We start from the raw sequence: 26,247 nt of genomic DNA, 5'->3' as shown, positions 1-26,247 counted from the left end.
GGCAATCGCCTTCATCTTCGTTTACCATCACACTTCATTACGACCCACTGGAGTGATAAATGGACGAACATGACTCTTTCCCGCAACGCGTGTGGCAAATCGTGGCCTCCATCCCGGAAGGGGTTGTCACCACCTACGGTGAGGTAGCGCGTCTTACAGGCTCTCCGCGTGCGGCACGTCAGGTCGGTGGCGTTCTGAAGCGGCTCCCGGAAGGAAGTGCTTTGCCGTGGCATCGTGTGGTGAATCGTCACGGTGCCATTTCGCTTACCGGGCCGGATTTGCAGCGTCAGCGTCAGGCGTTATTGTCAGAAGGTGTGCAGGTGTCAGGTTCGGGACAGATCGATTTGCAGAAATACCGTTGGGTGTACTGAACCCTCTCCCGCAGGAGAGGGTAAAGGCAGGAATTACAGCTGCGTAGGTGGGGTTGCGACGGTCGGCTGGTTAGTCTGAGGCGCAAGCGGAACTTCCGTTTGCTGCACCGGGACCAGATTCAGGTCAACTTTTGTTCCACCGTTGTTAATCGCTTCGTGCACCGTGTCGGTAATAAAGACCAGTTTATCGTTGATCGTTACCGCCGCACTCAGCAGGATACGCGCATTTGGCTGCACATCTGCTGGATTGTAAGGCAGTACGAAGCTAAATGGCGCCTGTTTACCCTCGGTGCGAACCGCACGCTGCGCCAGCACTTTCGACGGTGCATCGGCCAGTGAAGCATCAGACAGCGTTACCGTTAATACCGCATCCGGCGGCAGAGCCACTCTTTGCTTGATCCAGATTGTACCGGATACATTTGGCTGCTGAATTGACTGCTGTGAAAGTGTATTAATCCCGTTCGGGTCAGCTGCTGGCACCGGCACCTGAGCGCTCTTACCTGCACAGGCGGACAACGCCACCGCAATAGCTATACCACTTAGCATAGGCACGAGTTTCATTGAAGTCTCCTTATCATCAATGCACCAGCGGGATCGATCCCATCCGATGTCGTTTCATTCACATAACGTATTCAAGTGTGGCACAAATCAATGATTAACGCCTGAATTCTCCCCGATATTCAGACTAATCTACCCATCGGACCACTTTCATTTCTGCGTTATACTCTGCGTATCTTTCGCCACGGCGTTTATTGAGGACGACTATGAGTCAGGCACTGAACAATCTGCTGACATTACTGAATCTGGAAAAAATTGAGGAAGGACTCTTTCGCGGACAGAGCGAAGATTTGGGTTTACGCCAGGTCTTCGGTGGGCAGGTCGTGGGACAAGCGCTGTACGCAGCCAAGGAAACCGTCCCGACCGACCGTCTGGTGCACTCCTTTCACAGTTACTTCCTGCGCCCTGGCGATAGCGCAAAACCCATTGTCTATGACGTTGAAGTGCTGAGAGATGGCAACAGTTTTAGTGCTCGCCGCGTGGCAGCTATTCAACATGGCAAACCGATCTTTTACATGACAGCCTCTTTCCAGGCGCCTGAACCGGGCTATGAGCATCAAAAAGTGATGCCGCCAGCCCCTTCGCCTGACGATCTCAAATCGGAAACCGATATCGCCCGCGCGCTGGCGCATCTGCTTCCGCCGCAGGTAAAGGAGAAGTTCCTCTGCGATAAGCCGCTTGAGATCCGCCCCGTTGAATTCCATAACCCGATGAAAGGCCACACTGCAGAACCGAAACGTCAGGTCTGGATGCGTGCCAACGGCACAATGCCGGAAGATCTCCGCGTTCATCAGTACCTGCTGGGCTATGCGTCTGACTTTAACTTCCTGCCTGTGGCGCTGCAGCCGCACGGCGTGGGGTTCCTGGAAAAAGGGATGCAGGTCGCTACCATCGACCACTCGATGTGGTTCCACCGTCCATTCAACATGAATGAGTGGTTGCTCTACAGCGTGGAAAGTACGTCGGCATCAAGCGCTCGCGGCTTTGTGCGGGGAGAGTTTTATACGCAGGATGGCGTGCTGGTGGCTTCGACGGTGCAGGAAGGGGTGATGCGTAATAGAGGGTGATGTAAAAAGCCCGGTGGCGCTACGCTTACCGGGCCTACGGATTGTGCAGTTGTAGGCCGGGTAAGGCGAAGCCGCCACCCGGCAAGACTCTCAGATCATGCGTTATACGCATTCTCGCCGTGGCTGTTGACGTCCAGACCCTCGCGTTCCTGCTCTTCCGGTACGCGCAGGCCGACAGTCATGTCCGCCAGCTTATAGCCAATAAAGGCCACGACAGCAGACCACACAACGGTGATGGCAATACTTTCCAACTGCACCAGCACCTGGTGAACCATGGTGACGCCTTCCGCATAACCCACGCCGCCCAGTGATTTAGCTGCAAAGATCCCGGTCATGATACAGCCGACAATGCCGCAGACGCCGTGGACGCCAAATACATCGCAAGGGTCGTCAACGCGCAGAACACGTTTCAGAGCGGTAACGCCCCACAGACCCGCAAGGCCTGCAACCAACCCCACCAGCAGCGCACCACCTACACCCACGTAACCACAGGCTGGCGTGATACCGACCAGACCGGCGATAGCCCCCGAACAGGCACCCAGCAGAGACGGTTTACCGCGAACGGCCCACTCGCCAAAGACCCAGGAGAGGATTGCACCCGCCGTTGCGACAACGGTGTTCACGAAGGCCAGCGCGGCGATTTCGTTAGCGGCACTTGCAGAGCCTGCGTTGAAGCCAAACCAGCCAAAGTAGAGAATCGCCGTACCGGTAAACACCATCGGCAGGTTGTGCGGCTTGAACGCTTCTTTCCCGAAGCCCACACGTTTGCCAATCAGGTAGGCACCCACCAGGCCCGCGACTGCGGCGTTGATGTGTACAACGGTGCCGCCCGCAAAGTCCAGCGCACCATGGCTCGCCAGCAGACCGCCGCCCCATACCATATGCGCGATAGGCACATAGGAGAGCGTCAGCCAGACCACCACGAAGATCAGGACGGCAGAGAAACGAATACGCTCAGCAAGCGCACCCACAATCAGCCCGACGGTGATGCAGGCAAACGATCCCTGGAAAGCGACGTGGATGTACTGATAGAAGCTGCCCATCAGCGCGGTCAGCTCGATATTTTTCAGCATCACCCAGTCGAAGTTACCAAAGAACGCATTGCCCGTGCCGAACGCCAGCGAGTATCCGTAAACTACCCACAGCACGCAAACCAGCGCGAACGTTACCGCAACTTGCGTCAGCATGGAGAGCACGTTCTTGCCGCGGATCAGGCCGCCGTAGAACAGCGCAATGCCCGGAATTGACATGAACAGCACCAGCGCGGTGCTAATCATCATAAAGGCGTTATCGGCTTTGTCTGCCACGGCAGGCGCAGCCAGAGCCAGGCCCGGCAGCAGTGCCAGCGACCCCAGAGCCGTTTTGAGTGTTGCTATCTTCATTTTCTCGATCCCTATCACTGTGTGCCAGGAGTTACTTACAGAGCCGCTTCGTCAGATTCGCCGGTACGAATGCGAATGACGCGCTGCAGTTCGGCAACGAAAATTTTGCCGTCGCCAATTTTGCCGGTGTAGGCCGCTTTGCTGATGACATCAATGACCTCATCAAGCTGGTCATCCGCAATCGCGACATCGATTTTTACTTTTGGCAGGAAATTCACGCTGTATTCCGCACCGCGATAAAGCTCGGCATGACCCTTCTGACGACCAAAGCCTTTCACTTCGGTGACAGTCAGTCCCTGAATACCCATTGAAGACAACGCTTCACGTACGTCTTCGAGTTTGAATGGTTTGATTACAACCGTAACCAGCTTCATAAATCCCCTCCAGTCAGAATTCGGTAATGGCCGCAGCTAACACGTAAGGGACATTGCAAGGGGTGTGCCAGAATTGAAAACAGCGAGAAAACGGCGGGCGATGAGCCAGGAATGGGGTTCAATACCGAACGGGTGAAAAAAAACGCACCATGGCAGTGCACAGTGCGTTTCAGTTTTGCACCAACAGGAATGACTGTTAGCAGCTTGCCTGTTTTTGGTGCATCAGGCGCTCAGCGACTCTTCTTCGCGCGCGCTGGCTGCCAGCTCTTCACCTGCCAGCTGCAGCTGGTACATCTGCCAGTAGCGTCCTTTCTCTTCCAGCAGTTGTCTGTGCGTACCTCGTTCAACGGCCTGTCCACGATGCAGCACCAGGATGGTATCGGCATCGACAATGGTTGAGAGGCGATGCGCGATGACCACCAGCGTGGTGTGATCCCGAACAGCGGCCAGCGCCTGCTGGATGGCCTGCTCGGTACCGGAGTCAATGCTGGCCGTCGCTTCATCGAGAATCAGCACCTGCGGCGTTTCAATCAGCACGCGCGCCAGGGCCAGCAGCTGTTTCTGCCCTACGGAGAGGTTATTCCCCTGCTCGCCTAGTTTCGTATTGATACCCTCACTGAACCCGCGCGCCAGATCGGCCAGCTGCACTTTCTCCAGCACCTCCCAGACCTGTTCCTGGGTAAAAGGCCGACCCAACGTGACGTTAGCGTAGAAGGTATCGGCCAGTACGACCGGGTCCTGTTGCACCATGGCGACGCCCTTACGCAGCACATTGTGGCTGAGTGATGCAAGCGGGCGTCCATCGAGGCGGATCTCACCTTGCGTTAACGGATAGTAGCCCATTAACAGACTGGCGAGCGTACTCTTGCCGCTGCCGGTATGCCCCACCAGCGCCACGAAGCCGCGCGACGGTACCTCAAGATTAATGTCCTGTAAGACAAGCTGGTCATCGCGGTAAGCAAACGAGACCTTATCAAAGGCAATCGAGCCGCTTTGCAGAGGACGTTCATCATCGCCATAGGTTTGACGCGGTCTGTCCATCAGCTCGAACACGCGTTCACCGGCGACCACCGCCTGTTGCAGCATCGATTGCTGGGTAGTGAGCTCAATCAGGGGTTCGTTAAGGCGCCCCAGATAGCTGATGAAGGCATAGAGCACCCCAACCTCAATGGTTCCACGCGTTGTCAGCCCAAACAGCATCAGCAGGCCACAGAGGACCAGCGCCGAGAACAGGCTAAGCAATGGACGCAGCAGGAAGCCGTCCAGACGTAACGTCTGCATACGCGCCATATAGTGCGAACGGCTGGCTTCGCCCATGCGCTCGCCAAAGCGCGCCTGCTGGCGGAACTGCTGGATGACGCTCATGCCGTTGATCACTTCATTGAAGCCATCATTGATGTCGGCCAGATAAGCGCGCACCCGGCGAACAATCGGCGTGCTGTAGCGCTGGTAGATCACCATCACGATCAGCACCGCCGGGAAGATAGTGATCGCCACCAGCGCCATACGCCAGTCGAGGCTGAACATGGCGACCAGCATCGCACCGATCAGCGCGGCGCTGCGCAACACGGTTGCCACTACGGTGACGTAGAGATCGCGGATCACTTCAGTATCGTTGGTCACGCGCGAAATTACCTGCCCGACCGGCTGGGTGTCAAACTCGCTCAGCGGCTGGCGCAGCGCGGCATCCATGACATCCGTACGCAGCTGCTGTACCACGCCCACGGCTGCCCTGTTAAAGAGCAGCGACTGGGCATAGTGCAGCCCTGCCGCCGTTAACTGTAGCCCAACGTAGGCCACGCCTAAGCCTGCGACCAGCCCCCACGGCAGATAGCTTTTCGCCACCATATTGTCGATGAAATAGCTGATAAGCAAGGGGCCGCTGACTTCGGCAATCGCCGCAATCCACAGCAGAAGCACGGCAACCGAAAGCGGTTTACGCCATGGCGAACCGTAGGCCAGAAGGCGTTTGAGCGTCGGCCACATTGTTCCGAGCTTACGCATGGGTCGCCTCCTCATCCAGCGCCGCTTCCAGCTGCTGATAACGATACATGTCGCGATACCAGCCCGGCTGTTCCGCCAGCTGCTCGTGCTGCCCGCGCTGGGCGATATGCCCGTGCTGCAACACCAGAATTTCACTGGCTTCCGTCAGCGCCGACAGGCGGTGGGCGCTGATGATCACCGTGCGTCCTTCTCCCCACTGACGAAGATTGTGCAGGATCTGATGCTCAGTACGGCCATCAACGGCGGAAAGCGCATCGTCCAGGATCAGGATTTCAGCATTCAGCAGCAGCGCACGCGCGATCGAAATTCGCTGCTTTTGTCCGCCGGAGAGCATCACCCCTCGCTCGCCGACTTCCGTTTCATAGCCCTGCGGCAGACGCAAAATATCGTCATGGACGCTGGCTAAGCGCGCCACATGTTCAATCTCGTCCTGTGTTGCCGAAGGATGACCGAGGGCGATATTGTTCGCGATGGTATCGGAGAATAAAAACGGCGTCTGGCTCACCACCGCCAGGCGGCTACGCCAGCCGTCCAGCAGCAGGTTCGACAAGGGAATGTCATGAAAACGAATATCGCCCTGCGTCACGTCGAAGTGGCGCTGCAGCAGAGAGAGAACGGTGCTTTTTCCGGCTCCCGTTGGGCCGCAAATTCCCAGCATCTGTCCTGGCTGCAGGGTGAAGTTCACGTTTTCGAGCACCGGATGCGTCGTCTGCGGATAGCTAAACGACTGAATATCGGCTTTCACGGTTCCGCGCCCGTCGGGAACGGCTTCGCTGCCGTCCTTCACCACCGGCGCTTCCGCCAGCATCGCGCGAATACGGCTGTACGCGGCGCTGCCGCGCTCAACGATGTTAAACATCCACGCCAGCGCCAGCATCGGCCAGATCATCAGCCCCAAATACATGGCAAAGCTGGTCAACTGACCGAGGGTCATGGAACCCTGCACCACCATCCAGCTCCCGCCGCCAATCGCCAGCATATTCGCCATGCCGATGGCGATATAGATCGTCGGGTCAAACCGGGCGTCAATACGCGCCACGCGCATGTTTTTCGCGCCGGTATCCGCCGCATCAGCGGCAAACAGTGCGGACTGCCTGTCTTCCAGGCCGAAGGCTTTGATCATGCGGATGCTGGTCATACTCTCCTGGGTGCGATCGTTGAGCGATGAAAACGCCGCCTGCGCCAGCTTGAAACGCTCGTGAAGCTTTTCACCGTAGCGGTTGATCGCCAGCGCCATCAGCGGCATTGGCAGCAGCGCCAGCAGGGTCAGTTGCCAGCTAATCTGGGTCGACATCACAATCAACACCGCGCAGCCCATGACCAGTGAATCCACCAGCGTCAGCACCCCTTCCCCGGCGGCAAAGACCACGCGGTCCACGTCGTTGGTGGCGCGTGCAATGAGGTCACCGGTCCGGTGGCGCAGATAAAATTCAGGATGCTGGCGGCTCAGCTGGCGGTAAAAATCTTCACGCAGCTCAACGGCCAGCTGATAGGACGCACCGAATAAGAGCACGCGCCAGACGTAGCGCAGCAGGTATACAATCACCGCGGTCAGCACCAGCGTGCCGACCCACATCAACACCCGTGCGGTGGTGTAATGCTGTTCGGTGACGCCATCCACGACGTACCCCACCACTTTCGGCGGGATCAGCTGCAGGATGGCAATGATAATAAGCAGGCATACCGCGCCGAGGTAGCGTTGCCACTCCCGACGAAAGTACCAGCTTAATTGGGCAAATAATCGCACGCGGTTTGTTCCTGAAGGTATTTTTCGAAGTTATTCAATGGGTAATGCTGTGGTGTATTTTATCTGTTCCATCGCGAAGCTTGAGGTGACATCCGACAAGCCCGGTACGCTGTTGACCAGCCGCTTGTAGAAATCATCATAGCGCTTCATGTCGGCCACCTGGACGCGCATCAGGTAATCGTATTCTCCCGCCATTCGCCAGAAGCCGAGCACCTCGGGCATCTCAGAAACCTGAGTGACAAAGCGGCAATACCATTCGCTGCTGTGGTGCTGCGTTTTTATCAGGACAAAGGCCGTCAGTCCAAGCCCCAGTTTTTCGGGATCTAATAACGCCACACGGCCCAGCAGCACGCCGTCATCTTCCAGCTTCTTGAGGCGTTTCCAGCACGGTGTGGTGGTCAGATTAACGGCATCTGCTAACGCCTGCAAAGAGAGGGTGCAGTCCGTTTGCAACAATGAAAGCAGCTTGCGGTCAATTTTATCTAGCATACCCACCTCGCAGAGAAAATTTTTCTCCCTACATTCTATTTTAAAGGCCAGATAGCAACAATTTTTTCTGTGCTTTTCGCTATGCTAGGCACAAAATGACAAACGGATAACTACGATGAATAGCACCTGGGTTAAACATGCGATCAGCGAAATCAATGCCGACTATCAGCGCTCGGCGGATACGCACCTGATTCGCCTTTCCCTGCCGGGATTTAACGGCATTCAGCTCTATCTGAAAGACGAAAGCACTCATCCTACCGGTAGCCTGAAGCATCGTCTGGCACGTTCCCTGTTCTTATACGGTTTATGTAACGGCTGGATTAAAGAAGGCACGACGATTATTGAATCCTCGTCCGGTTCCACAGCGGTGTCCGAAGCCTATTTCGCCCGACTGCTGGGCCTGCCGTTTATCGCCGTCATGCCGTCCTGCACTGCAAAACGCAAAATCGAACAGATCGAATTTTACGGCGGGCGCTGCCACTTTGTGGAAAGCGCCTGCGAAATCTACGCCGCCTCTGAAATGCTGGCGCGCGAGCTGAACGGCCACTATATGGACCAGTTCACCTTCGCCGAGCGAGCCACCGACTGGCGCGGCAATAACAACATTGCCGACAGTATTTTCCGCCAGATGACCCACGAGCCGCACCCGGTTCCGTCGTACATTGTAATGAGCGCCGGTACGGGCGGCACGTCTGCCACTATCGGCCGCTACATCCGCTGTCAGGGCTACGATACCCAGCTGATGGTGGTTGACCCCCAGAACTCCGTGTTCCTCGACTACTGGCAAAACCGTAACGCCGAACTGCGTAGCCCGGTGGGCAGTAAAATTGAAGGGATTGGTCGCCCGCGCGTGGAACCCTCTTTCATTCCCGACGTCGTGGATGAGATGATGCGCGTGCCGGATGCCGCAAGCGTGGCAACGGCGCACTGGCTGGAGACGCAGCTTGGCCGCAAAGTGGGCGCGTCGACGGGCACCAATATGTGGGGCGCACTGCAGCTTGCCGCACGCATGCGCGAAGAGGGCCGCACCGGTTCCATCGTCACGCTGCTCTGCGACAGCGGCGAGCGTTATCTCGAGACCTACTACAACGCGGAGTGGGTGCAGGCCAACATCGGCGATATCGCCCCGTGGAAAGCGCAGATTGCAGAGCTGGTGAAATAAAAAAAGCCAGACCGAAGTCTGGCTTGCTGGAAGGGTCTCACTATTCGGGGGAATACGGGAGGTTGTTGTTGTCCAGCCAATGCGTCAAAAAATGGGACACCGCTTCATTGCCGCAGTGTCCGATAACCGGCAGATGGGGAAGTTCTGCTTTTAGCTGCGCCATCGCGTTCCCCATGATCAGACCGCGACCGACGCTGCCCAGCATCTCGCGGTCGTTCATGGCGTCGCCAAACGCCATGCAATCCTGCATCGTTAAGCCCAGGTGGTCGCTCAGAACCGCCAGGGCTGAACCTTTGTTACAGCCCACCGGCAGCACTTCCAGACAATCCACCGCCGAGAAGGTCAGATGCGCCCGGTCGCCCAGCGCCTCATTCAGCTGAATCCGTAAGCGACAGAGATCGTCATGATCGCCGCAAAAGCAGATCTTGGTGACCGCATGGGCGGGGATCCGTCGCAGATCGATAAGCTGGTATTTAAAGCCGCTGTAAACATGCGCGTGCAGTAATTCCGGGATTTCGCTGCCGGTAAACCAGCCCCCATCGTTAAAGACGTGGATGCTGGCCTGCGTATCCCAAGTGCTGTGCAGCACGATATCCGCCACTTCAGGGTTGAGATCCTGTCGGTGCAGCACATCGCCTTCCACGGAGTGAATTCGCGTCCCGTTGCCGGTGATCAGAAAGGCGTCGAGGGAAAACGCGCCCAACAAATGGCGCATCTCCAGCACATGACGACCGGTGGCAAACGTCAGGGTGACATCACGCTCGCGCAGGCGCTTCAGGGTACTCAGGGTTTTCTCCCCCAGACGGTGATCCGGCATTAACAGCGTGCCGTCCATATCAAATGCAGCGAGCCGGGCCATGATTACTCCTGAAAATGTGATGCGATTAACTTGTGTATCAGTATCGTGTGAGATATACGGAAGTAATAGTGAATAGATGATAATTATTGTTCCGGGTTTCTTATGCGCCAGCTTAATCGTCTTAATCAGTATCAGCGACTGTGGCAACCTTCCGAGGGTGCAATACAACAGGTCACTATCAGCGAGTTGGCCGCCCGCTGTTTTTGTAGCGAGCGGCATGTCCGAACGCTGCTGCGTCAGGCTCAGGAGGCAGGGTGGCTCAGCTGGCGCGCGCAGTCTGGCCGCGGAAAGCGCGGTGAGCTGACGTTTCACGTCACCCCGGAATCGCTGCGCAACGTAATGATGGAAGAGGCGCTGAAAAGCGGGCAGCAGCATAACGCTCTCGAACTGGCTCAGCTCGCGCCTGAGGATTTACGTGCGCTGCTGCATCCATTTCTGGGTGGACACTGGCAAAACGATACGCCGACGCTGCGTATCCCCTACTACCGCTCGCTGGATCCCCTTCATCCCGGTTTTCTACCCGGCCGGGCGGAGCAGCATCTGGCCGGGCACGTTTTCTCCGGACTGACGCGTTTTCACGGCAGCAGCAGCGAACCGACGGGGGATCTGGCGCACCACTGGGAGGTCTCGGCGGACGGCCTGCGGTGGCACTTTTACATCCGTTCCACCCTGCACTGGCATAACGGCGATAAAATCGAGACGGCACAGCTTCAGCGAAGCCTGACGGCGCTGCTGGCGCTGCCAGCCCTGCGTAAGCTGTTTCAGAGCGTATTACGCATTGACGTCACCCACCCGCAGTGTCTGACATTTACCCTCCATCAGCCTGATCACTGGCTTGCGCACCGCCTGGCGACATACTGCAGTCGCCTCGCCCATCCCGACCAGCCCATGACGGGTAGCGGTCCTTTCAAACTGAGCGTGTTCGATCCTGAATTGGTTCGTCTGGAAAGCCACGAGCAGCACCATCTTAGCCACCCGCTGCTGAAAGCGATTGAATACTGGATCACGCCGACGCTGTTTGACTACGGACTTGGCACCAGCTGTCGTCATCCGGTACAAATCGCCATTGGCGAGCTTGATGAACTGGAAAACCTGCGGCTGGTGAGCAGCAGTACCAGCCTGGGGTTTTGTTATCTCACGCTGAAGCACAGCCCACGCCTGAACAAAATGCAGGCACAACGGCTGATCAATATCATCCATCTCTCAACGCTGCTGCACACGCTGCCGTTGAATGAGGGTTTAATCACGCCAACGGCAGAACTCCTGCCCGGCTGGGATATACCGCAGTGGCCTGATTTAACGGATGTTCGTCTGCCTGAAACATTGACGCTGATTTATCATCTGCCGGTTGAACTCCACACCATGGCAAACCAGCTGAAGCAGTACCTTGCCCAACAAGGCTGCGAGCTTAGGGTCATTTTTCACGATGCCAAAACATGGGACGGATGCCAGCGACTGGCAGAGGCGGATATCATGATGGGTGACAGGCTGATTGGGGAAGCGCCAGAGTATACGCTTGAGCAGTGGCTACGCTGTGATGCGCTTTGGCCGCACCTGTTAAGCGCGCCGCAGTTTGCTCATCTACAAGCCACGCTGGATGCGGTTCAGACCCAGCCCGATGAACTGGCGCGGCATGCTGGCCTGAAAGCCATTTTTAGCCAGCTTATGGAAAATGCGGTGATTACACCGCTATTTAACTACCAGTATCAAATCAGCGCCCCACCGGGCGTTAACGGTATCCGGCTTAATACCCGTGGCTGGTTTGATTTCACCGAAGCCTGGCTTCCTGCCCCCAAATCGTGAAGAAGCTGGTCGGCGCTGAAGTCAGGCGTTAACATACTGTTTTTACCGTAACTGTCGAGATGATTTATGAAACGTGCCGTCGTCGTGTTCAGCGGAGGACAAGATTCCACTACCTGCCTGGTTCAGGCTCTTCATCAGTACGATGAAGTTCACTGCGTGACTTTCGATTATGGTCAGCGCCACCGCGCTGAAATCGACGTGGCCCGTGAACTGGCTCTGAAACTGGGCGCACGCGCGCACAAGGTGCTGGACGTTACGCTGTTAAATGAACTGGCCGTGAGCAGCCTCACCCGGGACAGTATTCCCGTCCCGGACTACGAACCCGATGCCAGCGGCATTCCGAATACCTTCGTGCCGGGTCGTAATATCCTCTTCCTGACCCTGACGGCGATCTACGCTTACCAGGTAAAAGCCGAAGCGGTGATCACGGGCGTGTGCGAGACCGACTTCTCCGGCTACCCGGACTGTCGCGACGAGTTTGTGAAAGCGTTAAACCACGCCGTCAATCTGGGGATGGCGAAAGAGACGCGCTTTGAAACCCCGCTCATGTGGCTGGATAAAGCCGAAACCTGGGCGCTGGCGGACTACTGGGGCAAGCTGGACCTGGTTCGCAGCGAAACCCTCACCTGCTATAACGGCATCAAAGGCGACGGTTGCGGCCAGTGTGCCGCCTGTAACCTGCGCGCTAACGGGCTGAATCATTATCTTTCCGATAAAGTCGGCGTGATGGCCGCGATGCAAAAAAAAACCGGGCTTAAATAGGGTTACTTGACCGTGCTGTCGAACAGTTTTACGCCGGCAGCACGCGTAACTTTCATTAACGTCGTCAGCGTTGGGTTGCCGTTATCAGACAAGGTTCGGTATAGCTGCTGACGGGACAGACCTGCTTTGGCAGCGATTTCACCTATGCCGCCGCGGGATTCGATGACCTGACGGAGTGCAATGAGATAGGCAGGGATCCCCTGATCTTCATAAATTTCTTCCAGTGCTATTTGCAGGTAAAGTTGAGCATAGGAAGGGTTCTCACGAAGCATTTTCACAACCGCATCGTGATGACTGACAGAACTTGAATATTGTCGTTTAGAGGTGCTCATCTGTTTTTCCTTTCGATAGATGATCTTTCAAGTAATCTACCGCCTGTTTAACATCTTCTCTTTGACTCTTCTTGTCACCCCCGATGAGTAACAACAAGACCCTCTGATGCTCTACGGCAAAATAGATCCTGTAACCGGGACCACTATCAATTCGCATCTCCCAAACACCTTCTCTAAGGTATTTGTAATCTCCAAAATTACGTTTTATTGCGCGGTTAATACGCATAAGGATCCGTAAAACGGTCTCCGGATCCTTACGCCTCATCCTTGCTACCCACTCCTCGAACGGAATTTTTCCGTCACGGGTCCGGTAACGTTCAACAACGTAGTCCCTGTCCATTATTCTATCCCTGAAAAATCCTTTTGTCTTTTATAAAAGACAAACTTTCTACGCGATCATCAGTTCCAGCTTTTCTCGCAACTCCCCTTCCAGCGGCAGCGCTTTCTGCGTTTTCAGATCGATACAGACAAAGGTGATCAGCGCATCAGCTACCACCTGCCCTTCAGGGTCCAGTGTCACCACCTGGCTCAATACCCCGCTTTTACCGTTTAGCTGCTGAACCTGACTGGTGACGGTCAGCACATCCCCTAGCACGGCAGGACGGCGGTAGTTGATGTTGATATTGACGACCACGAACGCGATGTTGTGCGCGGTCAGCCACTGAAAGCTTTCGCTGTTTTCCAGCCCGTCCCAGCGCGCCTCTTCAAGAAACTCAAGATAGCGGGCGTTGTTCACGTGCTGGTAAACGTCGAGATGGAAGCCGCGTACTTTGATTTTTGTCTGCATAGCACAATAGCCTTTACTGTTATTGTAGGAGGAGAGGTCATAACTGGTATGACCTCTTTATCCTGGCAAAATTTGGCCGCAGTGCAAGAAATTGCGTAATTACAACGTCAGGTGTGAGAGGTTGCGCTCAACCAGCGCGCTCCCCATTCCCGGTACCTGTTTGAGATCGTCGACCGTTTTGAAAGGACCATACTCTTCGCGGTAGCTGACGATAGCCTGCGCTTTTTTCAGGCCGACGCCATTCATGACGCGGGCGAGGTCTTCCGCAGAGGCCGAATTGATGCTGACCCGCGTACCGTCATCATCGGTATTTTTACCGACGTCAGTCGCTTTGGTTTGCCCCTGCACCGGCGCTGCCGCGTCAGACTTGCTCTGCGTAGCCTGCGGTTTAGCGGCGGGCGTCACCGCCAGCGCGCCCGCGCTCATCCCGGTGGTGGCAATGGCCAGCGTAATTAACAGTGCTTTGATTCCACGTTTCATGCTGTTATCTCCTTGTTTGTTGACAGCCACGTCACGATAGCCGCCGGGTAAAACGGGCGCAAACAGCAGATTGCAGAAATGGAAAAGGCCGCGAAAGCGGCCTTTAGTTTTTGCAGAGCGTTACGAAAATCTGCGAGCAGACTCGTAATTACTGCTGCTGAGTCATCACATCACCCAGCTTGATTTTTGCTTCTTTACGCAGATTGCTCATCATGGCTTCGAAGGCAATCTGGGCATTATTCTGGGTAATCCCCTGAACCATCGCTTTCTTCTGCGCTTCTGGCAGCGTGCCCGCTTTCACTTCATCCAGCGCCAGCAGAACGACGTTACCCTGCATATCGGTTGTGGTGCCAAAGCTTGGTTTATCCTTCGCAGGCAGCGTCAGACCAAACGCGGCCTGGCTGATTGGGTCCTGACCGGTACGGCTCAGCGTTTTCGCCTCACCGAAGCTCAGGCCAGCGGCTTTCAGCGCGTCCTCTTTACCTGCTTTCAGGTCAACCAGGATCTTCTCAGCATCCAGTTTTGCCTGCTGCTCAGCTTTGTTGTGCTTAACCTGCGCAACAACCTGATCTTTCACTTCCGCCAGCGGCTTAACGGCTTCCGCTTTGTGCTCACTGACACGCAGAACGAATGCACGGTCACCGTCAACGGTAATGATGTCAGAGTTGCTGCCCGGCGTGCCGTTCTCGCCCACCAGACCACCGTTGAAGATGGCGTCAGAAACCGGCTTGAAGTTCAGCTCTTCCGGCAGGTTGTCGCGTCCAAACCAGCCTGTTTCAACCGCTTTGACACCTGCCGCCTGCTCTGCACCTGCCAGAGATTCATTGTCGTTGCTCGCCGCATCGCTCACTTTCTGCTGCAGTGCGTAATAAGCATCCAGCGCTTTTTCCTGTTTCACTTTCGCCGCGATATCATCGCGAACGTCAGCCAGCGGCTTGGTTTTTGCCGCGGTGATGTCGTCCAGACGCACGACCAGGAAACCAACGGAAGACTTAACGACGCCTGACAGCTGGCCTTTCTCTTTCAGACCGGCATTTTTCAGCTCGTCCGGCGTGGTCGCATCTTCCAGCCAGCCCATATCACCGCCGTTTTTCGCAGAGATAATGTCGGTGGATTTTGCTTTCGCGACGGTCGCGAAATCAGCGCCTTTGTTCAGCTCGTCCAGCACGGCTTTGGCATCTGCCTCGGTCTTAGTCTGAATCACGCTGTAGCGGTTACGCTGCGGCTGAGTGAACTGATCCTGATGCTGGTCGTAGTAAGACTGGATTTCCGCGTCAGACGCGGTTTCCTGCAGCGCAGCCGCATCCAGTTTGATGTAGCTCACGCGGAACTGCTCAGGCGCAACGAAAGTGTTCTTGTTCTGCTCGTAGTAAGCGTTAACTTCTGCGTCGCTCACCTGCTGCTTTGCCGCCAGCGCATTCACATCGATTGTCGCTTCACGCACGACACGCTGCTGAGCCACCAGCGCAGCCAGTTCGTCGGTTTCACCTTTGAGCATGAAATCGGTGCCTACAACGGCATTGATGAGCTGCTGAGTGGTCAGCTGGTTACGCAGCGCCTGCGCGTACTGATCGGCAGTCATGCCCATCTGGTTTACGATGCTGTTGTAACGGGCGTTGTCGAATTTGCCGTTAGACTGGAATGCCGGGGTTGAGAAGATAGCTTTTTTGACCTGCTCATCGCTAATGCCCAGACCCAGTCCCTTCGCATACTGGTCCAGCAACGCTTCATCGATAAGGCGATTGAGTGTCTGCTGACGCAAGGTTTTCATATAGCCTTCGTTCGCTGCCAGTTCAGAGAATTGATCGCCCAGCTGTTGCTGCATACGGTTACGTTCACCGGCGAAAGCGTTCTCGAACTGCCCACGGCTGATCTCCTGGCCGTTCACTTTTGCGGCATAGTTCGCGCCACCGCCGATAAGGTAACTGCTCACGCCGGTCAAAATGAACGACACGATAATGATACCGAAAATAATCTTGAGCACGAGACTGTTAGCAGCCGTGCGTAAGCTGTCCATCATGGTGTAACAACACTCCGCTGTAGGTGACTGGTTACCTGACGCTGACGGAAAATCCTTACCGTCGCGCGTAAAGGCGTATTGTGACAAGAAAACGGGGCGATTGTCAGCCCACAACTCGCATAAACTCGCACAAATCAGGTCTGGACAAACAAAAAAGGCACATCAAATGATGCGCCCTTGTACTTTTCGGCTTCCCTGAAGCGGGAAAGCAATCAGTTTACTGCGTCTTTCAGCGCTTTACCTGCACGGAAACCCGGCACTTTAGCGGCAGCAATGGTGATCTCTTTACCGGTTTGAGGGTTGCGGCCAGTACGGGCAGCACGCTCTTTAACAGCAAAAGTACCGAAGCCTACCAGCGCAACGTCGTCCCCAGACTGCAGAGATTCAGTAACAGAAGCAATTAATGCATCTAACGCACGTCCAGCTGCAGCTTTAGAAATATCAGCACCAGCAGCAATTTTGTCAATCAGTTGAGATTTATTCACTGTTCTCTTCCTCTCTTTTATAATTTATATCGCACCTGAATCCTTCACAGCGCGACCGCGCAGCAGTTATATCAGGCCTGCCATGACCTTACAACACCCGTTGTTGATGGCTAACCCAATCAGCAATCTAAATTAGCTATACAAAAAAAGGCTGGCAAGTGCGAAATGACTTACCAGCCTTGTTTTTATTGACGCTCTTTGCGCGAGGTCACTATTTTGCGGTTACAACCTGCATTCCGGAGGGTTCATTCTGCAGTGCGAGACTAAGTACTTCCTCAATGCGTTTCACCGGATGGATCTGCAGATCGGCAATCACGTTGTCCGGAATCTCTTCCAGATCGCGTTTATTTTCGTAAGGAATCAATACGGTTTTGATCCCACCACGATGTGCCGCCAGCAGTTTTTCTTTCAATCCACCGATTGGCAGTACCTGACCACGCAGGGTAATTTCACCGGTCATCGCCACGTCGGCACGCACCGGGTTGCCTGTCAGACAAGAAACCAGTGCGGTACACATAGCAATACCCGCACTTGGGCCATCTTTCGGCGTCGCCCCTTCCGGAACGTGAACGTGAATGTCGCGTTTTTCGTAGAAATCCGCGTTAATGCCCAGTTTTTCCGCGCGCGCGCGCACCACGGTCAATGCCGCCTGAATAGACTCCTGCATCACTTCACCCAGCGAGCCGGTGTAGGTCAGCTTGCCTTTGCCCGGCACGCAGGCGGTTTCGATGGTCAGCAGATCGCCACCCACTTCCGTCCATGCCAGACCAGTCACCTGACCAACGCGGTTTTCATTGTCTGCGCGACCGTAATCAAAGCGCTGTACGCCCAGGTAGGCGTGCAGATTGTCGCCGTTAATCGAGATGTGTTTCAGGCTCTTATCCAGCAGCAGCTGTTTCACCGCCTTACGGCACAGTTTAGAAATTTCACGCTCAAGGCTACGCACGCCCGCTTCACGGGTGTAGTAGCGGATGATGCCAACAATCGCGCTGTCCTCAACGGTCAGCTCGTTCGCTTTCAGCGCGTTACGCTCAATCTGCTTCGGCAACAGGTGCTGTTTCGCAATGTTCAGCTTTTCGTCTTCGGTATAGCCGGAGAGACGGATCACTTCCATACGGTCCAGCAGCGGGGCCGGAATGTTCATGGAGTTGGACGTCGCCACGAACATCACATCGCTCAGATCGTAGTCCACTTCCAGGTAGTGATCGCTGAACGCCACGTTCTGTTCTGGATCAAGCACTTCCAGCAGCGCAGACGCCGGATCGCCACGCATGTCTGACGACATTTTGTCGATCTCATCGAGCAGGAACAGCGGGTTTTTAACGCCCACTTTCGCCATCTTCTGGATCAGTTTACCCGGCATTGAACCGATGTAGGTACGGCGGTGACCGCGGATTTCCGCTTCATCGCGTACGCCACCCAGCGCCATGCGGATATACTTACGTCCGGTCGCTTTGGCGATGGACTGACCCAGAGAGGTTTTACCTACCCCTGGCGGCCCTACCAGACACAGGATTGGGCCTTTGATTTTGTTCACACGGCTTTGTACCGCGAGGTACTCAAGAATGCGGTCTTTCACGCGCTCCAGGCCGTAGTGGTCGGTATCCAGGATCTCCTGCGCCTGACGCAGATCTTTTTTGACCTTGCTGCGGGCGTTCCACGGAACCTGTACCATCCACTCAATGTAGCCGCGCACGACGGTCGCTTCAGCCGACATTGGAGACATCATTTTCAGCTTCTGCAGCTCGGCTTCCGCTTTCTCTTTCGCCTCTTTCGGCATCTTCGCCGCGTCGATCTTACGCTTCAGCGCTTCGTTTTCGTCCGGCGCGTCGTCCATCTCGCCCAGCTCTTTCTGAATGGCCTTCATTTGCTCATTCAGATAGTACTCACGCTGAGATTTCTCCATCTGCTTTTTCACGCGGTTGCGAATACGCTTCTCAACCTGCAGCAGATCGATTTCAGATTCCATCATCGCCATCAGGTATTCCAGACGTTCGTTAACGTCGGACATTTCCAGCACGGACTGTTTGTCAGCCAGCTTCAGCGGCATATGGGCAGCGATGGTGTCCGCCAGACGCGCAGGATCGTCGATGCTGTTCAGCGACGTTAGCACTTCTGGTGGGATTTTCTTGTTCAGCTTGATATAGCCTTCAAACTGGCTAATCGCGGTGCGCACCAGCACTTCCTGCTCGCGCTCATCAAGCTCAGGCGAATCAAGGTACTCTGCCTTGGCAGAGAAGTGTTCGCCATCGTCTGACAAAGTGGTAATACGCGCACGCTGCAGGCCTTCTACCAGCACCTTCACGGTGCCGTCAGGCAGCTTCAGCATCTGCAAAATAGAGGCCACGGTCCCGACGGTGAAAAGATCGTTTACACCCGGCTCATCCGTTGATGCTTCTTTCTGCGCCACCAGCATGATTTTTTTATCATGATCCATGGCGGCTTCGAGGCAACGGATAGATTTTTCCCGCCCTACAAATAAGGGTATGACCATGTGCGGATAAACCACCACATCGCGCAACGGCAATACGGGGATTTCAATGCGTTCAGAACGCTCAGGATTCATAGAGCTCTCTCTTAGTTTAGTGTCCGCCAGGTAAACTGGTTATGTCACTGTGCTTCACACAACCATTAACATGTAACCAGTATATGGGGATGTTTCCCACACATTCAACGCCATGAATACGGAAAAAGTAAAGGGGAGATAAAATCCCCCCTTTTTGAATAACTGCTTGTATGATTTGGTGAATTATTCGCCAGATGCCTGCTGAGCTTCCGGTTTGCCGTAAATCAGCAGCGGCTTGGTCTGCCCGCCGATAACGGACTCGTCGATAACCACTTTTTCGACATCTTCCATGGACGGTAGGTCGTACATGGTGTCGAGCAGTGCTGCTTCAACGATAGAACGCAGGCCACGCGCGCCGGTTTTACGGACCATTGCTTTCTTGGCGATCGCGTCCAACGCTTCGTCACGGAATTCCAGCTCAACGCCTTCCAGATTGAACAGCGCCTGATACTGCTTGGTCAGCGCGTTTTTCGGCTCTTTCAGGATCTGGATCAGCGCGTCTTCGCTCAGTTCATTCAGCGTTGCCACAACCGGCAGACGACCAATGAACTCAGGGATAAGACCAAATTTGATCAGATCTTCCGGCTCAACCTGTGACAGCAGCTCACCTTCGTTTGGTTTTTCGGAGGTGGATTTCACCGTCGCGCCAAAACCAATGCCGGAGCCAGTTTCAACACGGTGAGAGATCACTTTATCAAGGCCTGCAAACGCACCGCCGCAGATAAACAGGATTTTGGAGGTATCAACCTGCAGGAACTCCTGCTGCGGATGTTTACGACCGCCCTGCGGTGGAACGGCGGCAACCGTACCTTCGATCAATTTCAACAGCGCCTGCTGCACGCCTTCGCCCGATACGTCACGGGTGATGGACGGGTTGTCAGACTTACGGGAGATCTTGTCAATCTCATCGATGTAGACAATCCCGCGCTGCGCTTTCTGTACGTCGTAGTCGCACTTCTGCAGCAGTTTCTGGATGATGTTTTCAACGTCTTCACCCACATAACCGGCTTCGGTCAGGGTGGTGGCATCAGCCATGGTAAACGGAACATCCAGCAGACGCGCCAGCGTTTCGGCCAGCAGCGTTTTACCGGAGCCGGTTGGGCCAATCAGCAGAATGTTGCTTTTGCCCAGTTCCACACCGTTACTGGTATCGCCGTTACGCAGACGTTTGTAGTGGTTGTATACCGCCACTGCCAGCACTTTCTTGGCCTGCTCCTGGCCGATGACGTAGTCGTCAAGGTGATGACGAATTTCATGCGGCGTTGGCAACGCGCTACGCTCACGGTGTGGCGCAACTTCTTTAATCTCTTCGCGAATGATGTCGTTACATAAATCGACACATTCATCGCAGATATACACGGACGGCCCGGCAATCAGTTTACGCACTTCATGCTGGCTTTTGCCGCAAAAAGAGCAGTACAGCAGTTTGCCCGAACCATCTTTGCGTTTATCTGTCATGAGTCCAAACCTCTTTTTAAGTTCTTTGTGCCGCACATGACGACGCAAATGCCAATCTCAGACGCAAGCTGCTTAAAGCAGCGTGCCGCCCTACTTTAGTATAGCGGCACACTCGCGTCGCGGGCATCAATTACGATGGGTTAACACGGAGTCGACTAAGCCGTACTCAACTGCCTCTGGAGCAGAGAGGAAGCGATCGCGCTCGGTATCGCGCTCGATCTGCTCGAGTGGTTGACCCGTATGCTGCGCCATAAGTTCATTCATGCGCGCTTTAACTTTCAGAATTTCTCGGGCGTGGATTTCGATATCCGTCGCCTGGCCCTGGTAACCACCCAGTGGCTGGTGAATCATCACGCGGGAATTAGGCAGGCAGAAACGCTTACCCTTCGCCCCTGCAGTTAACAGGAATGCGCCCATAGATGCAGCCTGACCCATACAGATAGTGCTTACATCAGGCTTGATGAATTGCATGGTGTCATAAATGGACATACCTGCGGTAATCACGCCACCAGGGGAGTTAATGTACAGGTAAATGTCTTTTTCTGGGTTTTCCGCTTCCAGAAACAGCATCTGCGCCACGATCAGGTTAGCCATGTGGTCTTCCACCTGGCCGGTCAGAAAGATAACGCGTTCCTTGAGCAGACGGGAATAGATATCAAAAGAACGCTCACCACGTGAGGTCTGTTCAATAACCATTGGCACCAGAGCCATATGGGGTGCAAAGTTATCTCGTTCGCCACTGTATGACATTTCCGTCTCCTGGATCTAAATTGAAAACACCTGCTGTACTGATTGTAACCTTATGGACGGATTATCAGCCAGTCTCATTCATCGTGATTCCATACTTATGGGGTTCACATTGCCCTATTTCAAGCATAACAACCTTTTGTTGTTACGCTAACACTGAAAGGGCGTTTTAGCACTCTTCCTGGGCTATTGGTGTGATAAAAAAAACCCGTCGCCAAAAGGCAACGGGTTTTTGTTCAAACTTTAAACCGTTGGGGCGAAATTACGCCTGCTGGTTCATCAGTTCGTTGAAAGAGGTCGCTTTCTCGGACACTTTAGCTTTCGCCAGTACCGCTTCAACAGCCTGCTCTTCCAGTGCGACGTTGCGCATGTTGTCCATCAGCTCTTTGTTCTTACCATAGAACTCGATCACTTCTGATGGATCTTCGTATGCAGAAGCCATCTCTTCGATCAGGCCTTTCACACGCTCTTCGTCAGCTTTCAGCTCGTGGGTACGAATCACTTCGCCCAGCAGCAGGCCAACAACAACGCGGCGTTTCGCTTGCTCTTCGAACAGCTCGCGTGGCAGTTCCATCGCTTGCTGCTGGTTGCCACCGAAACGCTGTGCAGCCTGACGGCGCAGTACGTCGATTTCGCTGTCGATCAGGGCAGCAGGAACGTCGATGTCGTTCGCTTTCACCAGACCGTCAATCGCCTGAGATTTCACACGGTTACGCACAGCGCCGTTCAGCTCGCGCTCCATGTTCTTACGCACTTCGGTACGCAGGCCAGCAACAGAACCATCTTCCACGCCGAAACGCTTGATGAATTCTTCCGTCAGTTCTGGCAGTTCGCGCTCTTCCACTTTCTTCAGGTTGATGACGAACTTCGCTGCTTTACCTTTCAGGTTTTCAGCGTGGTATTCTTCCGGGAAGGTCACGTCGATAGTGAACTCTTCGCCAGCCTTGTGGCCTTTGATACCGTCTTCGAAGCCTGGGATCATACGACCCTGGCCCATTGCCAGTACGAAGTCAGACGCTTTGCCGCCTTCGAACTCTTCGCCGTCTACAGAACCGGTGAAGTCGATGGTAACGCGGTCTTCAGCGTCAACAGCGCCTTCTTTCTCTTTCCAGTTCGCCTGCTGCTTGCGCAGGGTGTCCAGCATGCCGTCAACGTCTTCGTCAGTCACGGAAACAACAGGTTTCTCAACTTCGATAGACTCCAGACCTTTCAGCTCAACTTCTGGGTACACTTCGAACTCTACGGAGTAGGTGAAGTCTTCGCCCAGTTTGTATTCGCCTGGAACGTAGTTCGGCGCGCCGGCCGGATTGATTTTTTCTTTGATGATCGCATCAATAAAGTTGCGGCTCATCAGTTCACCCAGCACATCCTGACGCACGGAAGCGCCATAACGCTGAGCAACAACATTCATTGGTACTTTGCCCTTGCGGAAGCCGTCAATACGTACTTTTTTTGCTACGTTGACCAGCTCGCTTTTCACAGCAGTTTCGATGCTGTCAGCAGCGATAGTAATCGTTACACGGCGGCCAAGGCCTTGAGTGGTTTCAACTGAAACTTGCATCTTGTTACCTCAAAAAAATCACAGTGCTCGGTCAACTCTGAATCTGTCTGTTTTACCGGGATGCTCTCTTAGTGCAGATTCACATTCCCTGTCGCCAGAATCATCCCGAAGACATTCAATAAGACGCGGCATTATAGCGGCATCACTTAGGTGAGTCGAGAACGGTTGGGGCATGTTGCTGCGGCTTTTTTCACACTTTAAGGCTATTTTTAGCCTTAAAATCGCACCATCCGCTCAAAACTCAGACAAAACAAAACGGCCCGGAGGCCGTTTTGAGGAAATCTGCAAGCAACATACTGGAAAAGCTCCAACCGTTGCAAATCCGATTTATCAGGCTATGGTGCCTGCGCCGCGACAAGGCGGTGATGCGAATACCGTATCCTGCAGGCCTTCCCATTCCTTAATGGTGTAGGTGTGCAGCGCCAGCGCATGTACGGTTGTGGAGAGTTCTTCCGTCAGGGTACTGTAGATCAAGCGATGTCGGTTCAGGAAACGCTCTCCCAGGAAACGATCGCTGACCAGAACCACTTTAAAGTGGCTTTCAGAACCCGCCGGTACGTTATGACGATAGCTTTCGTCGACAACTTCGAGAAACACAGGGTTGAACGCTGCCCTTAATTTATCTTCTATCTGCTCACGTATCATCATGAAATTACTCCTCCGACAACGCCAGGATGTCACCCATCCCTTTAAATGTTAGCCGCTTTTACCGTTTCCATTACACCTTGACAACAAATATTTAGCTTTCGTCTGATTTTCTCATTCAAACGAATGAAGTTCACTGTGAGGCTCATACGTTTTGTCATACACGGATTGAGAAAAACGGTGAACTGGTCAGTTTTCGGACAAGGCGATGAATTTACATGCGTTGACCACTTCCCCTCGCCGTTAGCGATGTTATGATGGCGACAATTTTTCTCTTTATATGCTTACGATTCGTTGAGAACCTGAAAATGTTAAAAAAACTCTTCTTTCCGTTGGTAGCACTTTTTATGCTGGCAGGCTGCGCAACCCCGCCAACGACTATTGATGTGTCACCAAAAATTACCCTGCCTCAGCAGGATCCAAGCCTGATGGGTGTGACCGTGAGCATTAACGGTGCCGATCAGCGTCAGGACCAGGCGCTGGCAAAAGTGACCCGCGATAACCAGCAGGTTACGCTGACCGCCTCCCGCGACCTGCGCTTCCTGCTGCAGGAAGTGCTCGAGAAGCAGATGACCTCTCGCGGTTATATGATTGGGCCAAGCGGCGCGGTTGATCTGCAAATCATCGTGAACAACCTGTACGCTGACGTCTCCCAGGGTAACGTGCGCTACAACATCGCGACCAAAGCGGATATCGCCATCATTGCTACCGCGAAAAACGGCAACAAGATGACCAAAAATTACCGCGCCAGCTACTCTGTTGAAGGTGCGTTCCAGGCATCCAACCAGAACATTGCTAACGCGGTAAACAGCGTGCTGACTGATACCATCGCCGATATGGCGCAGGACACCAGCATTCATGACTTCATCAAGCAGAACGCTCGTTAATTCTGCGCACTGACCCGGCGCTTAGCCGGGTCAGTTTCAATAAAAACATGTCCAGTCACTACTTACGCATTTTCCAGCAACCGAAATCAGCCATTCTGCTGATCCTCGGTTTCGCCTCCGGTTTACCCCTCGCGCTCACCTCCGGCACCTTACAGGCGTGGATGACCGTCGAGAATATCGATCTCAAAACCATCGGCTTCTTCTCGCTTGTCGGCCAGGCTTATGTCTTTAAGTTCCTCTGGTCTCCGGTGATGGACCGTTATACGCCGCCGTTCCTCGGGCGGCGTCGCGGTTGGCTGGTCATGACGCAGGTGCTGTTACTGCTGGCCATTGCCGCTATGGGCTTCCTCGAACCGTCCACGCAATTGCGCTGGATGGCGGCGCTTGCGGTGGTGATTGCCTTCTGTTCCGCGTCGCAGGATATCGTGTTCGATGCCTGGAAAACGGACGTGTTGCCTGCGGAAGAGCGTGGTGCGGGTGCCGCCATCAGCGTGCTGGGCTATCGACTGGGCATGCTGGTTTCCGGTGGACTCGCACTGTGGCTTGCTGACCGCTATCTCGGCTGGCAGGGCATGTACTGGCTGATGGCCGCATTGCTGATCCCCTGCATTATTGCCACCCTGTTCGCGCCTGAACCGAGCGATGTGATCCCGGTTCCACGCTCGCTGGAGCAGGCCGTCGCTGAACCACTGCGTGATTTCTTTGGCCGTAACAATGCCTGGCTGATTTTGCTGCTGATTGTCCTGTATAAGCTCGGCGATGCCTTTGCCATGAGTCTGACCACGACCTTCCTCATACGCGGCGTCGGTTTTGATGCCGGGGAAGTTGGCGTGGTGAATAAAACGCTGGGACTGTTTGCAACTATCGTCGGCGCCTTGTACGGCGGCGTGTTGATGCAGCGGCTGACGCTGTTCCGCGCCCTGCTGATCTTCGGCATCCTGCAAGGGGCGTCGAACGCGGGCTACTGGCTGCTGTCGATTTCCGATAAGCATACGATCAGCATGGCGGCAGCCGTGTTCTTTGAAAACCTCTGCGGCGGAATGGGAACGGCAGCCTTTGTCGCCCTCCTGATGACCCTGTGCAACAAATCATTTTCCGCCACGCAGTTTGCCCTGCTTTCAGCACTTTCCGCCGTGGGCCGCGTTTACGTCGGCCCCATTGCAGGCTGGTTCGTTGAAGCCCACGGCTGGCCGACATTTTATCTCTTCTCGGTGGTTGCCGCCGTGCCGGGGATTTTATTGCTGCTGGTGTGTCGTCAGACGCTGGAATATACCCAGCGTACTGAACACTTTATGCCGCGTACCGAATATCACCGCGCCTACCGTTTTGCCTTACGGTTGTTAACGGTGGGGTGCCTTGCGCTGGGATTGTGGCTTGTCGTACTCATCATTAATGCAACCACCTCTCTGACGCTCCCGCTTGAAACGCTCCTGCTCGACGTGGGTGCCCTGCTCGCCATCGCCGGGATCCTGATCGGGGGACTTCTCGATTTTCTGGCATTGCGCAAAACGCAGATGAGCTGAAGAAAAAAACGAAAGGTTATTTCCCGTTGTAATCACGAAGTGAAATTATAACGGTGGAATAACCGACAATCGCGAAAAAAAATATTTGTTGTTTTGTGCGGGATAGCTTCTGGAAATTATTGGAGTCAATTCCAAACTCTATTTTCTCATTAAACGATTCAGCATTTGAAACATTGAA

25 protein-coding genes are annotated in these 26,247 nt (G+C 54.5%); 7 read left to right on the top strand and 18 right to left on the bottom strand.

All coding sequences use genetic code 11. The features are described from left to right. The first annotated feature begins 59 nt into the window (after positions 1 to 59). Positions 60 to 371: an MGMT family protein gene (locus HV355_RS19790; protein ID WP_182403123.1), complete on the top strand. Its 312-nt coding sequence runs from the start codon at positions 60 to 62 to the stop codon at positions 369 to 371. A 33-nt stretch (positions 372 to 404) separates the two neighbouring features. Here the strand turns inward: HV355_RS19790 and HV355_RS19785 are convergent, their stop codons facing one another. Next, a complete protein-coding gene (locus tag HV355_RS19785; RefSeq protein ID WP_182403121.1) occupies positions 405 to 932 on the bottom strand; it encodes a YbaY family lipoprotein in 528 nt (175 codons plus the stop codon). A gap of 203 nt (positions 933 to 1,135) precedes the next feature. Between HV355_RS19785 and tesB the strand changes: the two genes are divergently transcribed. Continuing rightward, on the top strand, positions 1,136 to 1,996 hold the full coding sequence (tesB, locus tag HV355_RS19780; protein ID WP_108415724.1) for an acyl-CoA thioesterase II: 861 nt from the start codon (positions 1,136 to 1,138) through the stop codon (positions 1,994 to 1,996). Between the two features lie 95 nt (positions 1,997 to 2,091). Here the strand turns inward: tesB and amtB are convergent, their stop codons facing one another. The 5 genes from amtB to HV355_RS19755 all read right to left on the bottom strand — a co-directional run bounded on the left by amtB (position 2,092) and on the right by HV355_RS19755 (position 7,992). Further along, positions 2,092 to 3,378, bottom strand: a complete 1,287-nt coding sequence (gene amtB, locus HV355_RS19775) for an ammonium transporter AmtB (protein WP_042714776.1) — start codon at positions 3,376 to 3,378, stop codon at positions 2,092 to 2,094. A 35-nt stretch (positions 3,379 to 3,413) separates the two neighbouring features. Continuing rightward, on the bottom strand, positions 3,414 to 3,752 hold the full coding sequence (gene glnK / locus HV355_RS19770; protein ID WP_008503304.1) for a P-II family nitrogen regulator: 339 nt from the start codon (positions 3,750 to 3,752) through the stop codon (positions 3,414 to 3,416). Between the two features lie 222 nt (positions 3,753 to 3,974). After that, positions 3,975 to 5,756, bottom strand: coding sequence for a SmdB family multidrug efflux ABC transporter permease/ATP-binding protein (locus HV355_RS19765; protein ID WP_148400310.1), 1,782 nt, complete (start codon positions 5,754 to 5,756; stop codon positions 3,975 to 3,977). Further along, positions 5,749 to 7,503: a SmdA family multidrug ABC transporter permease/ATP-binding protein gene (locus tag HV355_RS19760; RefSeq protein ID WP_100167112.1), complete on the bottom strand. Its 1,755-nt coding sequence runs from the start codon at positions 7,501 to 7,503 to the stop codon at positions 5,749 to 5,751. Before HV355_RS19760 ends, HV355_RS19765 begins: the two co-directional genes overlap by 8 nt. A 30-nt stretch (positions 7,504 to 7,533) precedes the next feature. Further along, positions 7,534 to 7,992: an Lrp/AsnC family transcriptional regulator gene (locus HV355_RS19755; RefSeq protein ID WP_010428130.1), complete on the bottom strand. Its 459-nt coding sequence runs from the start codon at positions 7,990 to 7,992 to the stop codon at positions 7,534 to 7,536. 115 nt (positions 7,993 to 8,107) lie between these two features. Here HV355_RS19755 and HV355_RS19750 point away from each other — a divergent pair, with 115 nt between their 5' ends. Then, the gene (locus HV355_RS19750; RefSeq protein ID WP_182403120.1) at positions 8,108 to 9,154 is read left to right on the top strand and encodes a PLP-dependent cysteine synthase family protein; all 1,047 of its coding nucleotides are present in this window, start codon (positions 8,108 to 8,110) and stop codon (positions 9,152 to 9,154) included. A 40-nt stretch (positions 9,155 to 9,194) separates the two neighbouring features. Here the strand turns inward: HV355_RS19750 and cof are convergent, their stop codons facing one another. After that, positions 9,195 to 10,013: an HMP-PP phosphatase gene (gene cof / locus HV355_RS19745; protein WP_010428126.1), complete on the bottom strand. Its 819-nt coding sequence runs from the start codon at positions 10,011 to 10,013 to the stop codon at positions 9,195 to 9,197. 102 nt (positions 10,014 to 10,115) lie between these two features. Between cof and HV355_RS19740 the strand changes: the two genes are divergently transcribed. Further along, on the top strand, positions 10,116 to 11,816 hold the full coding sequence (locus tag HV355_RS19740; RefSeq protein WP_182403118.1) for an SgrR family transcriptional regulator: 1,701 nt from the start codon (positions 10,116 to 10,118) through the stop codon (positions 11,814 to 11,816). A 66-nt stretch (positions 11,817 to 11,882) separates the two neighbouring features. Beyond that, complete coding sequence (gene queC, locus HV355_RS19735; protein ID WP_182403116.1) at positions 11,883 to 12,578, top strand: 7-cyano-7-deazaguanine synthase QueC; 696 nt, start codon at positions 11,883 to 11,885, stop codon at positions 12,576 to 12,578. A 2-nt stretch (positions 12,579 to 12,580) separates the two neighbouring features. Here the strand turns inward: queC and HV355_RS19730 are convergent, their stop codons facing one another. The 11 genes from HV355_RS19730 to bolA all read right to left on the bottom strand — a co-directional run bounded on the left by HV355_RS19730 (position 12,581) and on the right by bolA (position 23,662). Continuing rightward, positions 12,581 to 12,910 (bottom strand): addiction module antidote protein, encoded by a 330-nt coding sequence (locus HV355_RS19730; RefSeq protein WP_148400307.1) that lies wholly within the window; start codon positions 12,908 to 12,910, stop codon positions 12,581 to 12,583. Then, positions 12,897 to 13,250 carry a type II toxin-antitoxin system RelE/ParE family toxin gene (locus HV355_RS19725; protein ID WP_108415717.1) on the bottom strand — a complete coding sequence of 118 codons (354 nt, stop codon included), beginning with the start codon at positions 13,248 to 13,250 and terminating at the stop codon, positions 12,897 to 12,899. Before HV355_RS19725 ends, HV355_RS19730 begins: the two co-directional genes overlap by 14 nt. A 48-nt stretch (positions 13,251 to 13,298) precedes the next feature. Beyond that, on the bottom strand, positions 13,299 to 13,697 hold the full coding sequence (locus HV355_RS19720) for a YbgC/FadM family acyl-CoA thioesterase (RefSeq protein WP_025756175.1): 399 nt from the start codon (positions 13,695 to 13,697) through the stop codon (positions 13,299 to 13,301). Positions 13,698 to 13,796: 99 nt separating this feature from the next. Beyond that, positions 13,797 to 14,177 carry a helix-hairpin-helix domain-containing protein gene (locus HV355_RS19715; RefSeq protein ID WP_108415716.1) on the bottom strand — a complete coding sequence of 127 codons (381 nt, stop codon included), beginning with the start codon at positions 14,175 to 14,177 and terminating at the stop codon, positions 13,797 to 13,799. Between the two features lie 148 nt (positions 14,178 to 14,325). Beyond that, positions 14,326 to 16,197, bottom strand: coding sequence for a peptidylprolyl isomerase (gene ppiD / locus HV355_RS19710; protein ID WP_172701363.1), 1,872 nt, complete (start codon positions 16,195 to 16,197; stop codon positions 14,326 to 14,328). A 212-nt stretch (positions 16,198 to 16,409) separates the two neighbouring features. Beyond that, positions 16,410 to 16,682, bottom strand: coding sequence for a nucleoid-associated protein HU-beta (hupB, locus tag HV355_RS19705; RefSeq protein ID WP_010428111.1), 273 nt, complete (start codon positions 16,680 to 16,682; stop codon positions 16,410 to 16,412). A gap of 211 nt (positions 16,683 to 16,893) precedes the next feature. Then, positions 16,894 to 19,248: an endopeptidase La gene (gene lon, locus HV355_RS19700; protein WP_148400305.1), complete on the bottom strand. Its 2,355-nt coding sequence runs from the start codon at positions 19,246 to 19,248 to the stop codon at positions 16,894 to 16,896. Between the two features lie 183 nt (positions 19,249 to 19,431). Beyond that, entirely contained in the window at positions 19,432 to 20,706 is a 1,275-nt protein-coding gene (clpX, locus tag HV355_RS19695) for an ATP-dependent protease ATP-binding subunit ClpX (RefSeq protein ID WP_010428107.1), read from the bottom strand. Positions 20,707 to 20,832: 126 nt separating this feature from the next. After that, on the bottom strand, positions 20,833 to 21,456 hold the full coding sequence (clpP, locus tag HV355_RS19690) for an ATP-dependent Clp endopeptidase proteolytic subunit ClpP (protein WP_010428105.1): 624 nt from the start codon (positions 21,454 to 21,456) through the stop codon (positions 20,833 to 20,835). 259 nt (positions 21,457 to 21,715) lie between these two features. Continuing rightward, positions 21,716 to 23,014 (bottom strand): trigger factor, encoded by a 1,299-nt coding sequence (tig, locus tag HV355_RS19685; RefSeq protein ID WP_089599339.1) that lies wholly within the window; start codon positions 23,012 to 23,014, stop codon positions 21,716 to 21,718. 330 nt (positions 23,015 to 23,344) lie between these two features. Beyond that, positions 23,345 to 23,662: a transcriptional regulator BolA gene (gene bolA, locus HV355_RS19680; protein ID WP_010428102.1), complete on the bottom strand. Its 318-nt coding sequence runs from the start codon at positions 23,660 to 23,662 to the stop codon at positions 23,345 to 23,347. A 305-nt stretch (positions 23,663 to 23,967) separates the two neighbouring features. Between bolA and HV355_RS19675 the strand changes: the two genes are divergently transcribed. Then, a complete protein-coding gene (locus HV355_RS19675) occupies positions 23,968 to 24,546 on the top strand; it encodes a lipoprotein (RefSeq protein ID WP_010428101.1) in 579 nt (192 codons plus the stop codon). Between the two features lie 47 nt (positions 24,547 to 24,593). Next, complete coding sequence (gene ampG, locus HV355_RS19670; RefSeq protein WP_182403114.1) at positions 24,594 to 26,069, top strand: muropeptide MFS transporter AmpG; 1,476 nt, start codon at positions 24,594 to 24,596, stop codon at positions 26,067 to 26,069. Positions 26,070 to 26,247: the final 178 nt, after the last annotated feature.

The organism is Enterobacter sp. RHBSTW-01064 (genome assembly GCF_014103035.1).
In the GTDB taxonomy this organism is placed as follows: domain Bacteria; phylum Pseudomonadota; class Gammaproteobacteria; order Enterobacterales; family Enterobacteriaceae; genus Enterobacter; species Enterobacter mori.
This window is presented reverse-complemented; position numbering and strand designations above follow the sequence as displayed.